We start from the raw sequence: 14,534 nt of genomic DNA, 5'->3' as shown, positions 1-14,534 counted from the left end.
TCAATCGAGCGGAACATGCCATTAGCATTTTTAATAGCACTCTCACGAAAAGGAACATATCATGAACGAATGAGCATTCTGTCTACTCGCCAAAAGCTGGCTATCCTGTCGGATGCCGCAAAATACGATGCCTCCTGCGCGTCCTCCGGCGCGGCGAAGCGCAATTCGCTGAAATCGGGCGGGATCGGCTCGACTGAGGGCATGGGCATCTGCCATTCCTACGCGCCGGACGGCCGCTGCATTTCTTTGCTCAAGATCCTTCTGACGAATTTCTGCATCTACGATTGCAGCTATTGCATCAACCGCTCCTCCTCCAACGTGAAGCGGGCGCGTTTTGCGATCGACGAGGTCGTGTCGCTGACACTGGAATTCTACAAGCGCAACTATATCGAGGGCCTGTTCCTGTCCTCCGGCGTCATCCGCTCGCCGGACGAGACGATGAGCGAAATGGTCGAGGTCGCGCGCCGGCTCCGCGTCGAGCACAAATTCGGCGGCTATATCCATCTGAAGACCATTCCCGAATGCGCGCCCGAGCTTCTGGAGCAGGCAGGCATTCATGCCGACCGCCTGTCGATCAATGTCGAACTGCCGACCGACGAGGGCGTGAAGCGTCTCGCCCCGGAAAAGCGGCCTGAAACGATCCGCGTCTCGATGGCGAAACTGCGCTCCAAGATCGAGGAGAAGACGGAACCGACCATGAGAACGAAGAAGCGCCAGCGCTTTGCGCCCGGCGGACAATCGACGCAGATGATCGTCGGCGCGGATGCCACCAGCGACGCCGACATCCTGGGCACCAGCGCCCGGCTCTATGGCAGCTATCAATTGCGCCGCGTCTATTATTCCGCCTTCAGCCCCATCCCGGATTCCTCCTCCGCCCTGCCCTCCGCAAAGCCGCCGCTGATGCGCGAGCACCGGCTGTACCAGGCTGACTGGCTGATGCGCTTTTACGGCTTCGACCGGCGCGAAATCACCGCCGGCCGGCAGGATGGAATGCTCGACCTCGCCGTCGATCCCAAGCTCGCCTGGGCGCTGTCCAACCGCGCGTCCTTCCCCGTCGACGTCAACCGCGCACCGCGCGAGATGCTGCTTCGCGTGCCGGGTTTCGGCACCAAGGCTGTGAAGAAGATGCTGGACGTGCGCCGCTATCGCCGCCTGCGGCTGGAGGATGTCGGCCGGCTTTGCCAGTCGGTGACCAAGGTGCGCCCCTTCATCGTCGCCGATGGCTGGTCGCCCGGCGGTATGACCGATGCGGAACATCTGCGTGCCGAACTGGTTGGAAAGCCGAAGCAACTGAGCCTGTTCTGATGAGCCAGCCCGAGCGCCAGCCGAACACTGCTTTTTCCGTTCGTCTCGAAAGCGAGGTTGATTTCGCCGGATGGCGGGATGCAGCGCGCCGGCTGGTTCTGAACGATGTTCCGCCGCACGATATCGTTTGGCAAACGGGCGCCGAAGACGATCTTTTCGCCGATAGCGCGCCCCTTCCGGACATTCCATCAGGCCGGACACTCAACGTGCCGCGCGAATTCATCGATCGCGCCGAGGCAGTCGCCTGCCATACCGACCCATCGCGCTTCGCCTTTCTCTATCGCGTCCTGTTCCGGCTCGCCCGCGAACCGGAACTCATCAAGATCGCGTCCGATCCCGACATCATCCGCCTTCACGAAATGGAAAAGGCCGTGCGGCGCGACACGCACAAGATGCGCGCCTTCGTGCGGTTCGTGGAAATCGGCGAAGACGACGATAAGCGTTATGTCGCGTGGTTCGAACCCGACCATTTCATCCTCGAACGCAACGCGGCATTTTTCGTGCGCCGCTTCACCGGCATGCGCTGGACGATCCTGACCCCGAAAGGCACGGCGGACTGGGATGGCGAAGCGCTGACCATCGGCCCGCCGGCCTCGAAAGCGGACGCGCCCGCCGCCGACGCGACGGAGGAATTGTGGCGCACCTATTTCACCAACATCTTCAATCCGGCACGGCTGAAGGTGAAGGCGATGCAGGCCGAGATGCCGAAAAAATACTGGAAGAACCTACCGGAAGCCGCGCTCATTCCCGACATGATCAAGGGCGCCGACCGTGCGGCGAAGGAGATGATCGAAAGGATGCCGACCATGCCGGCTCCGCATCACAAGAAGATTCAGGCGCGCTATTGGACGGGCAAGGATGAGCCGACTGCGACGGAGGTGCCAGCCGCTTCGTTGGCCGAGGCGCGCGAACAGGCGAAAGGCTGCCGCCGCTGCCCGCTCTGGCGCGATGCGACGCAGACCGTTTTCGGTGAAGGGCCCGAAGATGCCCGCATCGTCTTCGTCGGCGAGCAGCCCGGCGATCAGGAGGATATCGCCGGCCATCCTTTCGTCGGTCCGGCCGGCAAGGTCTTCGACGGCGTTTTGGCGGAAGCGGGCGTCGACCGGCGCATCACTTACGTCACCAATGCGGTCAAGCACTTCAAGTTCGAACCGCGCGGCAAGCGCCGCATCCATTCCAAGCCGAATGCGGGAGAGTTTCAAGCCTGCCGCTGGTGGGTGGAGCAGGAACTGGGTTTCATCAAGCCGGACCTCGCGGTCGCCCTCGGCGCGACCGCCGCGCAATCGCTCATCGGCAAGGCGATCCCGGTGACGAAGATGCGCGGCGAAGTGATGACGCGCGAGGACGGGCTGCGCGTCTTCATCACCATCCACCCGTCCTTCATCCTACGCATCCGGGAACGCGCGGATGCCGAGGCGGAGCGCGAACGCTTTGTCGCGGACATGCGGAAGGTGAAGGAGTTGATGGCGGCGTGAAATATCGACGTCGTGTTGGTGGAACCGGCGAGGCATGGATTCCTGTGACAAGCACAGGAATGACGGCATCAGGGGATAAGCTAATCGTCAACGCTGGAGATTGGCGTCAAACCTCTCCACCGTCATTCCTGTGCTCGTCACAGGAATCCATGCCTCGACCTCTCACCCGCGCCATCGTCTCAACGGACAAGCACAGCCCGCAGATCATTGACATTCGTTCCGGTCGGTCCCGGCTCGAACAGATCGCCCAACGCATCGAACGCCGTCCAGGCATCGTGGCGGGCGAGGAGCGCGCGGGGATCGTGCCCAGCATGCCGCAGGTGCGTTGCGGTGGAACCGTCGGCGAATGCCCCGGCATTTGCCTCGGAGCCGTCGATTCCGTCCGTGTCCGCCGCGAAAGCGTGGACGCCGTCAAGCCCCTCGATGCCCAGCGCCAGCGACAGCAGGAATTCGGTATTGCGCCCGCCCTGGCCGCCCTTCTCGCGGATCGTCACCGTCGTCTCACCGCCAGACAAAAGCAGCACAGGCTTCCGAAACGGTCGGTCCCGCAAGGCGATCTCGCGCGCCAGCGCGGCATGAACCTTGCCGACTTCGCGCGCCTCACCCTCGATCGCGTCGGACAGGATGACCGCCTCGATGCCCTGCCGTTTCGCCTCGACTACGGCAGCTTCCAGTGACAGGCTCGCAGATGCAATGACGCGCACCTTGTTTCCGGCGAAGCGTGCTTCGTCGGGGAGCGGTGCATCGGCCGCCGAAGATCGCAAATGTGTCATCACCGCATCCGGCAGTTTCAGCCGGTACGTGTCGACCAGACCGAGCGCCTCCTCGCGCGTCGCGCGATCGGGCACGGTCGGGCCGGAAGCGACATGAGCCGGATTATCGCCGGGAATGTCCGAGACGATGAGCGAGACGACTTTTGCCGGATGCGCTGCCGCCGCCAGCCGTCCTCCCTTGATGGTCGAGACATGTTTGCGGATGGTGTTCATCGCCGAGATCGGCGCGCCGGAGGCGAGCAGCGCTTCGTTGACGGCGATCTCGTCGCCAAGCGTCAGCCCGGCCGGCGGCGCGGGCAACAGCGCCGACCCGCCTCCGGAGATCAGAGCGATGACGAGATCATCCTTCGTCAGACCGGCGACTGCATCGAGCAGCCTTCGGCCAGCCGCAAGTCCGGCTTCATCCGGCACGGGATGCGCCGCCTCGATGATCTCGATGCGCTCGCAAGCGCAGCCATATCCGTAGCGTGTGACGACGACCCCTTCGAGCGCCTCGTCCCAAACTTTTTCCAGTGCCCGCGCCATCTGCGCCGAGCCCTTTCCGGCGCCGATGACGATGGTGCGGCCTTTCGGGCGGGCAGGCAGATGATCGCGGATGGTCCGCTCGGGATCGGCGGCGGAAACGGCGGCAGCGAAGATGTCGGTGAAGAGAGCGCGGGGGTTGATCATCGCGAGAAACCCAGGGGCGTCTGCATTTCTTCGCGCCCCCCTCTGTCCTGCCGGACATCTCCCCCGCAAGGCGGGAGATTGGCTAGTCGCCGAACTTGCCGTGCGTGATCTCCCCCCATGCGGGGGAGATGTCCGGCAGGACAGAGGGGGGCAACGTAGAGTGCAGTTATCACCGAAGCATCACCCCGCCAAATCACTCTTGGCAGGCTTCCCTGCCACGTAAACCTCCCGAACCGCACGGTCGTCGCCGAGCGTCTGAAGAAGAAACAGCTCCTCCGCCAAAGTTTCGGCCCGCTCCATGCGAAGCCGCATGCCGGGCGTCGCCGCTGAATCCAGCACGACGAGATCGGCATCCGTCCCGACCTCGAGCGTACCAATTTTCTCCGCCATCGACAGCGCCTCGGCATTGCCGCGCGTGATCTGCCAGAACGAGGCGAACGGGTTGAGCTTTTCGCCGTTGAGCGCGATGACCTTGTAGCCTTCGTCCATCGTTCGCAGCATCGAATAGTTCGTGCCACCGCCGACATCGGTGGCGGTGGAGATGCGCAGCGGCTTCGCGCGCCTGCGATAGCGCAGATAGTCGAAAAGCCCGGAGCCGAGAAAGAGGTTCGAGGTGGGGCAGAAGACGGCGATTGAGCCGGCATCGGACAGCGCATCGGCCTCGCGCTCGGACAGATGGATCGAATGACCGAACAACGTCTTCGGCCCGGCCAGTCCGTAATGCTCGTAGATGTCGGTATAATCCTTCGCCCACGGATAGAGCTCGGCCGTATAGGCAATCTCGGCATGGTTTTCCGACAGATGCGTCTGGATGTGCAGGTCGGGATGCTCGCGCGCAAGCTGGCCCGCCATCTCCATCTGCTCGGGCGACGAGGTGATCGCGAAGCGCGGCGTGATCGCATAATGACCGCGCGCGTGGCCGTGCCACCGCTCGATCAGCGCTTTCGTGTCATCATAGGAGGATTGCGGCGTGTCCGTCAGTGCATCCGGCGCGTTGCGGTCCATCATCACCTTGCCGCCGACGACCAGCATATGGCGGCTTTCCGCTTCGGCGAAGAATGCGTCCGCGCTCTCCTTGTGGACCGAGCAATAGGCGGCCACGCTCGTCGTGCCGTGACGGATCAGCTCGTCGAAGAACAGCCGCGCGATGCGTCGCCCATGCTGAAGATCGGCAAAGCGCATCTCTTCCGGGAACGTGTAGCGGTTCAGCCACTCCAGAAGCTCGGTCCCGAAGCTCGCGATCACCTGCATCTGCGGATAATGCGCGTGGGTGTCGATAAAGCCCGGCAAGATCAGATGCGGGCGATGGTCGACCAGTTTCGCGTCCGGTCCCGCCTTTTTCGACACCGCCGCGAAAGCGCCGATGGCCACGATTCTGCCATCGCGGATCAAAAGCCCTCCATCATCCTCATAAGCATAGGACGCATGGTCATCGACGCTTTGCGGCTCGGACAGGAACGTCAAAAGACGCCCACGCAGAAGAAGGGTTTCCATCACCGCCCCTCGAACCAGGCGACCAGCAGCCGGCGTTCGTCATCCGTCATGCCGGACAAATTGCCGGGAGGCATGGCGTGGCTGCGGCCCGATTGCAGATAGATTTCGCGGCCGTGCTCGGCGATGTCGACATCGGTGTCGAGATGGACGCCCTTGGGAGCGAAATGGATACCGTCATAACCCGGCTGCGCTGAATGGCACATGGCGCAGCGCCCCATCACCGTGTCGCGCACGGCCGGAAAATGCGTGGACGCCATCAAGGTTTCTGCGCGAAGCGAAGCCCGAGGCTCGCCGGTCAGCGCGGCGGGTACGGCCGAGAGCCACATGATGACGATGAAGAGCACCGCCGACGCGCCCCATGTCCAGTGCGGCTTGCCGCCGGTCGCATGCATCGTGTTGAAATAATGCCGGATCAGGACGCCGATGATGAACACCAGCGACGCGATTACCCAGTTGAACTGCGTGGCGTAGGCCAGCGGATAGTGGTTCGACAGCATCAGGAAGATGACGGGCAGCGTCAGATAATTGTTGTGCGTCGAACGCTGCTTGGCGATCTTGCCGTATTTCGGATCTGGCGCGCGACCGGCCTTCAGATCCGCGACCACGATCTTCTGGTTCGGAATGATGATCAGGAAGACGTTCGCCGACATGATCGTGGCGGTGAACGCGCCCAGATGCAGGAAGGCTGCGCGGCCGGTGAAAAGCTGAGTATAGCCCCATGCCATTGCGACGAGCACGCCATAGAGGATCAGCATCAGCGCGGTGTCGTTATTGCCGAGCGGAGACTTGCAAAGCTGATCGTAGATCAGCCAGCCGACCCCTAGCGACGCGACCGAAATCGCGATAGCGACCGGCGCCGAAACGTCGAGGACGTTGCGATCGATGAGGTACAGGTCGGCACCGGCGTAATAGACGATGGCGAGCAGCGCGAAGCCGGACAGCCATGTCGCGTAGCTCTCCCATTTGAACCAGATCAGGTGCTCCGGCATGTTGGGCGGCGCAACCATGTATTTCTGGATGTGGTAGAACCCGCCCCCGTGGACCTGCCATTCCTCGCCATTGACGCCCGGCGGAAGCTGGCCGCCGCGACGCAGGCCGAGGTCGAGCGCGATGAAATAGAAGGACGAGCCGATCCACGCGATCGCGGTGATGACGTGCAGCCAGCGCGCGGCGAAGGACAACCAGTCCCAGAAGATCGCGAAATCGTACACCGACTATTTCCCCTCAGATTCAACCCGACCCGACTTTACGCACATCGCATTCATGCGGAAGGGGCGAGCGGCACGATGACTTTCAAAAAATGAATGAAAATGCTAGCCCATTGCATACGCAAACCAGTGGCGGGCGCATGGCATATCTGGACAATGTTTCTGTTTTCGTTCGCGTGGTCGAACTCGGCAATCTCTCGGCGGCCGGGCGCGACATGCGCATTTCGCCGGCCGTCGCCTCGAACCGCATCAAGGAACTGGAAAAGCATCTCGGCGTCCGGCTCTTCAACCGCACCACGCGTCAATTGATGCCGACGGAGCATGGCCGCGTTTTCTACGACGGGGCGAAGAAAGTGCTCGAGGCGGTTTCGGAAGCAGAAGCCGCCGTCACTTCGCTCTCCGGCCAGCCGCGCGGCACGATCCGCGTCACCGCTCCGCTCGGCCTCGGTCGTCGCTTCATTGCATCGGGTATTCCCGAATTCCACGACCGCTACCCGGACATCGAAGTGCGGCTGCGTCTTTCCGACCACAATGTCGACATGATGAAGGAAGGCATCGACGTCGCTTTCCGGCTCGGGGTCCTGGAGGATTCCAGCCTGCGCATGCGAGGCCTGATGGAGTGCGAGCGCGTGCTGGTCGCCTCGCAGCAATATCTGGAGGCACGCGGCGAGCCGCAGACGCCCCAGGACCTCATCGACGAGCGGCATGATTGCCTGCTCCTACGCTTTCCAGGATCGCGCGAATTCACCTGGACGCTGCAAACTCCGGATGGTCTGCAAAAGCTCGACGTGCGCGGCCCTTTCGATTCCGATGACGGCGACGTGTTGACGAGTTGGGCGCTGGCCGGACATGGCATCATCATGAAGCCGCGCTTCGAGGTCGAACCCTTCATTCGCGACTGGCGACTGAAAATCATCCTGCCGCAAACCCCACCGACACCGGTGCAGCTTGCAGCCGTCTATCCGCACAAGAAACTTCAGGATCCGAAAGTGCGCTTGTTGCTCGATTTCATGGCTGAACGCTGCCAGAAGCTTATTCGCGACATCATGAAGCCGGGCTGAATCCAGGCAATCCCTTCCGTTGGAGGAATTCGGAGAAATGGAACCCGCCGCCGCAATTGATGCCGTCACCGACGAACTCAAGACTGAGCCAGCATACGAGCGTTATTCCTGAGCGGCAGCTACGGCACGGGTCTCGAAGACATTTATAGCGACATCGATTTCCTGATGGTGGCTTCGGACGGTCCTACCGACGAACTTGCTGAAATCTGGCGCAGAGCGGTCGACCGAACAGGCACGATCGTAATGTGGCGCGATCGGCAGGTCCGACCGGGATTGATAAATGCGATCACGCAGGACTGTTTGCGAACGGACGTTTTCATCGTAAAGCCCGACCAGATGGGCAGGCAGACGCGGGACGGATTGAAGGTCCTGTTCGATCACGACCGGATTTTCGATTCACTGCCCGCGTCCACGAATCCGACCGGCCCGGACCCACGAAGCGTCAAGTATCAGTTCGAAGAGTTCATTCGAATTCTCGCACTTCTGCCACTTGCCATGGGCAGGGAAGAATATCTCAACGGCGTCACGGGGATTTTCCATCTGCGCAATCTTCTCGTCCACCTCTTCATCGAGGAAACGGGAGCGCCGCACAGGGGCGGTGCGCTGCATCTGGACAGGCTGATCACGGATGAACAGAAGGAAATTCTGTTCTCGCTGCCGCCGCCGGTACCGACAAGGGAGGCATTGATCGCTGCGCATGTCGCCTATGCGGCTGCCTACCTGCCGCGCGCCCGCAGACTGGCCGCCTTGTGGGGCATAAATTGGCCCGACCGGTTTGAAGAAGCAATGTGGGCATATCTCAAGTAAGCGCTGTCGATCCAACCACCCTACCCGCTGGCTTGACCGGTGCTGCGGGGAGTACCGCTCGTATCACCTCCGCCGCCGCAAGCGCTGCGATCACTTCGGGCCGCTTGTCCTTCAGCGCGCTGCCGCCGATCGGGCAGACGAGCCGTTCGAGATCGGCTTCGGCGCCGCTAGCCTCTTTCAGATACCAGTTCTTGAAGGTCACGCGTTTCGTTTTCGAGCCGATCATACCGACATAGCGGGCATCGGTTCGAGCGAGGGCTTCCGCGACGATCAGGAAATCGAGTGCGTGATCATGCGTCAGGACCACGAAGCCGGAACCGGGCGGGGCGTTGCGCACCTCTTCCTCGGGTACGGACGTCAGGCGCGTTTCGACGTCGGTCGGCATTCCGTCCAGCGCATCGGCGCGGGTTTCGATGATCACCGTGCGCAGTGGCAGGAGATTAAGCGAATGCGCCAACGCGAGGCCGACATGGCCACCGCCGAAGACGAGCACCGTCGGCTCCATATGCTCTTCCGCTTCGATGCGCTTGGGCATAGCTCGGCGCAGTTCCGCGTCGAGAAAAGCGATGTCGATACCGACCCGCCCGCCGCAGCACTGGCCGATTTCGGGGCCGAGCGGCACATCCATGCGATCCGTTGCCCTGCCCTCCGCAATCAGGGCACGCGCGCGGTCGATCGCCATGAATTCGAGCTGGCCGCCACCGATCGTGCCGAAAATCGCGTCGGGCGAGACCAGCATCCATGTCGCGACATCGCGCGGTGTCGAACCACGCGCGGCACAGATTTCAACTACAGCGGCCTTCGGCGAAGCGGCGAGGAAAGCTTGAAGGGAAGCAGCGCGCCGGCTCATCGTCGCGGCCCACGATTTTTCGCATTGCCGTATGATCTGCCGGCTTGTCTCCGAGGTCCGCGCCCTGCCGCGCCCCCTTCTGGTCTGCCGGCCATCTCCCCCGCGAGGGGGGAAATCAATCTCTCTATCGCTCCAACCAAACGGCTGTCGTAGCAGCAAAGCCGACAACGAGCCTGATCTCCCCCCTCGCGGGGGAGATGGCCGGCAGGCCAGAGGGGGGCGCGAAGAAACGCAGGCATGGGAACCCTATGATCCGCCGATTGAAGCCCGCTGGGGCAAGGTGCTCCTGACCCTTTCCACCGCCATCAACACGCGCTCCGGCGTCGCCGGCGCGTCGAGTGCCGGGAACACCTTATGGTCGCTGACGCTCGCCACCGCGTCGGACAGCGCATGGAAGACCGACATTGCCAGCATGAATGGCGGCTCGCCCACTGCCTTGGAGCGATGGATGGTCGGCTCGCCCGCTTCCGCCCAGTCGGCAAGCGCCACGTTGAAGATCTTCGGCCGGTCGGAGGCGAGCGGAATCTTGTAGGTCGACGGCGCATGGGTCCGGAGCCGGCCCTTGTCGTCCCACACCAGTTCCTCGGTGGTCAGCCAACCCATACCCTGAATGAAGCCCCCCTCGATCTGGCCGAGATCGATGGCCCGGTTCAGCGAGCGGCCGGTCTCGTGCAGGATATCGACCCGCTCGACCAGATATTCACCCGTCAGCGTATCGATGGAAACTTCCGCGCAGGAAGCGCCATAGGCGAAGTAATAGAACGGATGCCCCTCGCCCTTGTCGCGGTCCCAGTGGATTTTCGGCGTCTTGTAGAATCCGGCCGCCGACAGCTGCACACGCGCCATATAGGCCTGTTTGACGAGGTCGGCGAAGGGGATTTCCTGATTGCCAAGCCGCACGCGATTGGGCAGGAAGATGATCTGATCCTTCTCCAGCCCATATTTCTTGGCGGCGAAATCGCAGAGCCGGTCCTTGATCTGGCGCGCGGCGTTCTGCGCCGCCATGCCGTTCAGGTCCGAGCCCGACGAGGCGGCCGTCGCCGAGGTGTTCGGCACCTTGTCCGTCGTCGTCGCCGTGATCTTCACTTGGTCGATGTCGATCTGGAACTCCTCGGCCACGACCTGCGCGACCTTGACGTAGAGCCCCTGCCCCATCTCGGTGCCGCCATGGTTCAGATGAACCGAGCCGTCCGTATAGACATGGACCAGCGCGCCGGCCTGATTGAAATGGGTGGCGGTAAACGAGATGCCGAACTTGACCGGCGTCAGCGCCAGCCCGCGTTTGACGATCCGGCTTTCGCCGTTGAAGGCGTCGATCTCGGCGCGGCGTTTGGCATAGTCGGCACTCGCTTCCAGTTCGGAGACGATCCGGTGAACGATGTTGTCCTCGACCGTCTGGTGATAGGGCGTGACGTTCCGATCGCCCGTCCCGTAGAAATTCGCCTTGCGCACCTCGAGCGGATCCTTGCCGAGCACAAAAGCGATCTCGTCGATGATGCGCTCGGCTCCCATCATGCCCTGCGGCCCGCCGAAACCGCGAAAGGCGGTGTTCGACACGGTGTTGGTGAAGAACGGCGCCGAGCGTGCCTTCACCGCCGGGTAGAAATAGGAATTGTCGCAGTGGAAAAGCGCACGATCCGTCACCGGGCCTGACAGGTCGGATGAAAAGCCGCAGCGCGCGCCATAGAGAAAATCGACGCCCGCGATCCGCCCGTCATCGTCGAACCCGACCTCGTAATCGATGATGAAATCATGCCGCTTGCCGGTGGCGATCATATCGTCGTCGCGGTCGGGCCGGATTTTCACCGCGCGCTTCAGCTTCTTCGCCGCGATGGCGGCGATGGCTGCGAACTGGTTCGACTGCGTTTCCTTGCCGCCGAAGCCGCCGCCCAGGCGGCGAATCTCCACGGTCACCGCATGAGACGCGACACCCAGCGCATGGGCGACCATGTGCTGCACTTCGCTCGGGTGCTGCGTCGAGGAATGAACGGTCACGTCGTCATCCTCACCGGGAATGGCAAGCGCGATGTGGCCTTCGAGATAGAAATGATCCTGCCCGCCGACACGCATGTGCCCCTTGAGACGACGCGGCGCGGCAGCGATGGCCTCGTGGGCGTCGCCGCGCTTCAGCGTCAATGGCGGTGTGACGAGCTTGTCAGCTTCCGCGTCGAGGTCGCCGATATCGGTGACGAACGGTCGTTCTTCATATTCGATCTTCGCCAGCTTGCACGCGCGCCGCGCCGCCTCGCGCGTTTGCGCGATGACCGCGAAAACGGGCTGGCCATGAAACAACACCTCGCCTTCGGCAAGGATCGGCTCGTCGTGACGGCCGGTCGGCGAAATGTCGTTGACGCCCGGAACGTCGCTTGCCGTCAGAACGGCGACGACGCCCGACGCGACTTGGACCGCCGACAAATCCATCGACACGATACGGCCATTGGCGATGGCGGAGAGCCCGAGACAGCCATGAAGCAGGCCCGCCGGTTCGGGGAAGTCATCGATGTAGACCGCCGAGCCGGTGACATGCTTGTGCGCGGAATCGTGACGCTGGTCGCTCGCGACGCCGCCCTTGATCCCGGCGGCCTGAAGGTCGGGCTGGGCGTGTTTGTTCATGGCGCGCGCCTTGAAAGGTTGAGTTCCTTCGCGCCCCCCTCTGGCCTGCCGGCCATCTCCCCCTTGAGGGGGGTGAGAAGCGGCCCGCGTAGCGGGCAAAAAGCCAACGATTTGGCTTTTCGAGTGACGAACGCCCGGAGCGAAAGCGAAGGGCAAAAGCCGGCAGGCCAGAGGAGGGCAACGTAGAGCGAACGCATACCAAACACCATCATCGCGCCACCTCGTATCGGGCGACGTGCGCGGTCTCGCCCTCGCTTTCGAGGAACACTCGCATCAGGAGGTTCCTCGCCACGATCATGCGATAGTCACCGCTGGCACGCATATCGGAGATTGGCTGGTAGTCGCTCTCGAACGCCATCATCGCAGCTTCCACCGTTTCGACGGTCCATGGCTGGCCGACCAGCTTGGCTTCGACCGCAAGTGCACGCTTCGGAATCGCCGCCATCCCGCCATAGGCGATACGGGCCGAGACGACGCTGCCGCCCTCGATCCGCAGATGAAACGCACCGAGCACGGCAGTGATGTCCTCGTCACGCCGCTTCGTGATCTTGTGGACCGCGAACAGCATGCCATCTTCCGGCACCGGCACATGGAGCGCCTCGACGAACTCGCCCGCCGCACGATCCTGCTTGCCGTAATCGATGAAAAAGTCTTCCAGCTTGATCGTCCGGCGCGCATCGCCCTTGCGCAATGTGAGTTCCGCGCCCAGCGCGATCAACGGCGGCGGCGTATCGCCGATGGGCGAACCGTTGGCGATGTTGCCGCCGATCGTGCCCATATTGCGCACCTGATCGCCGCCGATCCGGTCGAGCAGCGGCCGCAGCGCCGGGATACGACCGGCCAGCGCGGCATAGGCATCGGTATAGCTGACCCCCGCGCCGATGGTGATCACATCATCCGCCTCACTCACTTGCCTGAGCTCGTCCAGTCCGCCGATGAAGACGACCGGCGAGATATCGCGAAAGTGCTTGGTGACCCACAGCCCCACATCGGTGGAACCGGAGACGACACGCGCATTCGGCTCGGTTTCGACGACCGCCGCAAGATCATCGAGTGACGCCGGCACGACAAAACGTTCCTTGCCGGCACCGATTTCGACGCGTTTGCCGTCGCGCATCGCCTTCAGCCTTGCGATGATTTCGGCTCGCTCGGACACAAGCGGATCGCGTCCGGCCTCGCCATAATGCGAGACGGCCCGGGCCGCGCGCATGATCGCCTCGTAGCCCGTACAGCGGCACAGATTGCCTTGAAGCGCCTTTTCGATGGTTGCATCGGCCGGGTTCGGCTCGCGCATCCACAGTCCGTAAAGTGACATGACGAAGCCGGGCGTGCAAAAGCCGCATTGCGAGCCATGGAAATCCACCATCGCCTGCTGCACCGGATGCAACCCGCCATCCGTTCCGCGCAGATGCTCGATCGTGACGACATGGCAGCCATCGAGCGACCCGGTGAATCGGATGCAGGAATTGACGCCTTCATAGACAAGATTGCCGCCCGAAAGCCGCCCGACCAGAACCGTGCAGGCCCCGCAATCGCCTTCCGCGCAGCCTTCCTTGGTGCCTTTCAGCGACCGGCGAAGCCGCAGGAAGTCGAGGAGCGTTTCGTCCGGGCGCACATCGGAAAGGGTGACGTTTTCGCCGTTCAGTAGGAAGTGGAGGTGTGAACGGGTCAATTCGCGACTCCATTCAGTTTAGGAATGCGATCCTTCACGCCCCCCTCTGTCCTGCCGGACATCTCCCCCGCGAGGGGGGAGATTGGCCTGCATTGGCGACGCGCATAATCTCCCCTCTCGCCGGGGAGATGGCCGGCAGGACAGAGGGGGGCAACGTAGAGGAAACACGTCAGCATGAGTTTTCAACTCCCCCTGTAGGTCGAATAGCCATAGGGCGAGATCAGCAGCGGTACATGGTAATGCGTGTCCTCGGCCATACCGAAACGGATCGGCACCTGATCGAGAAATGCCGGTTCGGGCAGTTGCTGGCCGCTCGCCCGCAGATAGTCGCCCGCGAAAAAGATCAGCTCGTACTGCCCGGTCGCGAAATCCTTGCCCTCCAGAAGCGGCGCATCGCATCGTCCGTCCGCGTTGGTGACGACGTCCTTGACCTTCCGATGCGAATTGCCCGAAACGCGATAGAGCGCGATCTTCAGACCCGCCGCCGGCTTGCCGGTGGCAGTATCGAGCACATGCGTCGTCAGACGTCCTCCGCTTGCGGCCATTATCACCCTCTTGTTCTTGTTCGTCATTGTCGGCGATCCTACGGCAAGTCATAAGCCCTCTT

At 62.5% G+C, this 14,534-nt stretch carries 11 protein-coding genes; 4 read left to right on the top strand and 7 right to left on the bottom strand.

Features of this window, described 5'->3' with window-relative positions; genetic code table 11:
* The first annotated feature begins 69 nt into the window (after positions 1-69).
* Together GTW25_RS12620 and GTW25_RS12615 are read left to right on the top strand one after the other, a co-directional pair.
* Positions 70-1,305: a putative DNA modification/repair radical SAM protein gene (locus tag GTW25_RS12620; protein WP_252912486.1), complete on the top strand. Its 1,236-nt coding sequence runs from the start codon at positions 70-72 to the stop codon at positions 1,303-1,305.
* Positions 1,305-2,780, top strand: coding sequence for a UdgX family uracil-DNA binding protein (locus GTW25_RS12615; RefSeq protein WP_252912485.1), 1,476 nt, complete (start codon positions 1,305-1,307; stop codon positions 2,778-2,780). The genes GTW25_RS12620 and GTW25_RS12615 overlap by 1 nt, the downstream gene beginning before the upstream one ends.
* A 179-nt stretch (positions 2,781-2,959) precedes the next feature.
* Here GTW25_RS12615 and GTW25_RS12610 read toward each other — a convergent pair whose 3' ends face one another.
* From GTW25_RS12610 to GTW25_RS12600, 3 genes are all read right to left on the bottom strand, one after another.
* Entirely contained in the window at positions 2,960-4,222 is a 1,263-nt protein-coding gene (locus GTW25_RS12610; protein ID WP_252912484.1) for a glycerate kinase type-2 family protein, read from the bottom strand.
* A 180-nt stretch (positions 4,223-4,402) separates the two neighbouring features.
* Positions 4,403-5,716, bottom strand: a complete 1,314-nt coding sequence (gene guaD, locus GTW25_RS12605) for a guanine deaminase (protein ID WP_252912483.1) — start codon at positions 5,714-5,716, stop codon at positions 4,403-4,405.
* Entirely contained in the window at positions 5,716-6,927 is a 1,212-nt protein-coding gene (locus tag GTW25_RS12600) for a urate hydroxylase PuuD (RefSeq protein ID WP_252912482.1), read from the bottom strand. Before GTW25_RS12600 ends, guaD begins: the two co-directional genes overlap by 1 nt.
* Before the next feature lie 137 nt (positions 6,928-7,064).
* Here GTW25_RS12600 and GTW25_RS12595 point away from each other — a divergent pair, with 137 nt between their 5' ends.
* Complete coding sequence (locus tag GTW25_RS12595) at positions 7,065-7,985, top strand: LysR family transcriptional regulator (RefSeq protein ID WP_252912481.1); 921 nt, start codon at positions 7,065-7,067, stop codon at positions 7,983-7,985.
* A gap of 165 nt (positions 7,986-8,150) precedes the next feature.
* Positions 8,151-8,792, top strand: coding sequence for a hypothetical protein (locus GTW25_RS12590; RefSeq protein WP_252912480.1), 642 nt, complete (start codon positions 8,151-8,153; stop codon positions 8,790-8,792).
* On the opposite strand, the gene xdhC is transcribed toward GTW25_RS12590, so the two are convergent.
* From xdhC to uraH, 4 genes are all read right to left on the bottom strand, one after another.
* Positions 8,785-9,642 carry a xanthine dehydrogenase accessory protein XdhC gene (gene xdhC, locus GTW25_RS12585; RefSeq protein ID WP_252912479.1) on the bottom strand — a complete coding sequence of 286 codons (858 nt, stop codon included), beginning with the start codon at positions 9,640-9,642 and terminating at the stop codon, positions 8,785-8,787. The genes GTW25_RS12590 and xdhC overlap by 8 nt on opposite strands.
* Before the next feature lie 246 nt (positions 9,643-9,888).
* Positions 9,889-12,255 carry a xanthine dehydrogenase molybdopterin binding subunit gene (gene xdhB, locus GTW25_RS12580; protein ID WP_252912478.1) on the bottom strand — a complete coding sequence of 789 codons (2,367 nt, stop codon included), beginning with the start codon at positions 12,253-12,255 and terminating at the stop codon, positions 9,889-9,891.
* 208 nt (positions 12,256-12,463) lie between these two features.
* Complete coding sequence (xdhA, locus tag GTW25_RS12575; protein WP_252912477.1) at positions 12,464-13,927, bottom strand: xanthine dehydrogenase small subunit; 1,464 nt, start codon at positions 13,925-13,927, stop codon at positions 12,464-12,466.
* Positions 13,928-14,109: 182 nt separating this feature from the next.
* Positions 14,110-14,472: a hydroxyisourate hydrolase gene (uraH, locus tag GTW25_RS12570; protein ID WP_252912476.1), complete on the bottom strand. Its 363-nt coding sequence runs from the start codon at positions 14,470-14,472 to the stop codon at positions 14,110-14,112.
* Positions 14,473-14,534: the final 62 nt, after the last annotated feature.

The sequence above is a fragment of the Aliihoeflea aestuarii genome (genome assembly GCF_024105665.1).
GTDB classification, from domain to species: Bacteria; Pseudomonadota; Alphaproteobacteria; order Rhizobiales; family Rhizobiaceae; genus Aliihoeflea; species Aliihoeflea aestuarii.
The sequence above is the reverse complement of the archived record's forward strand: the minus strand, read 5'-3'. Positions and strand labels throughout refer to the sequence as shown.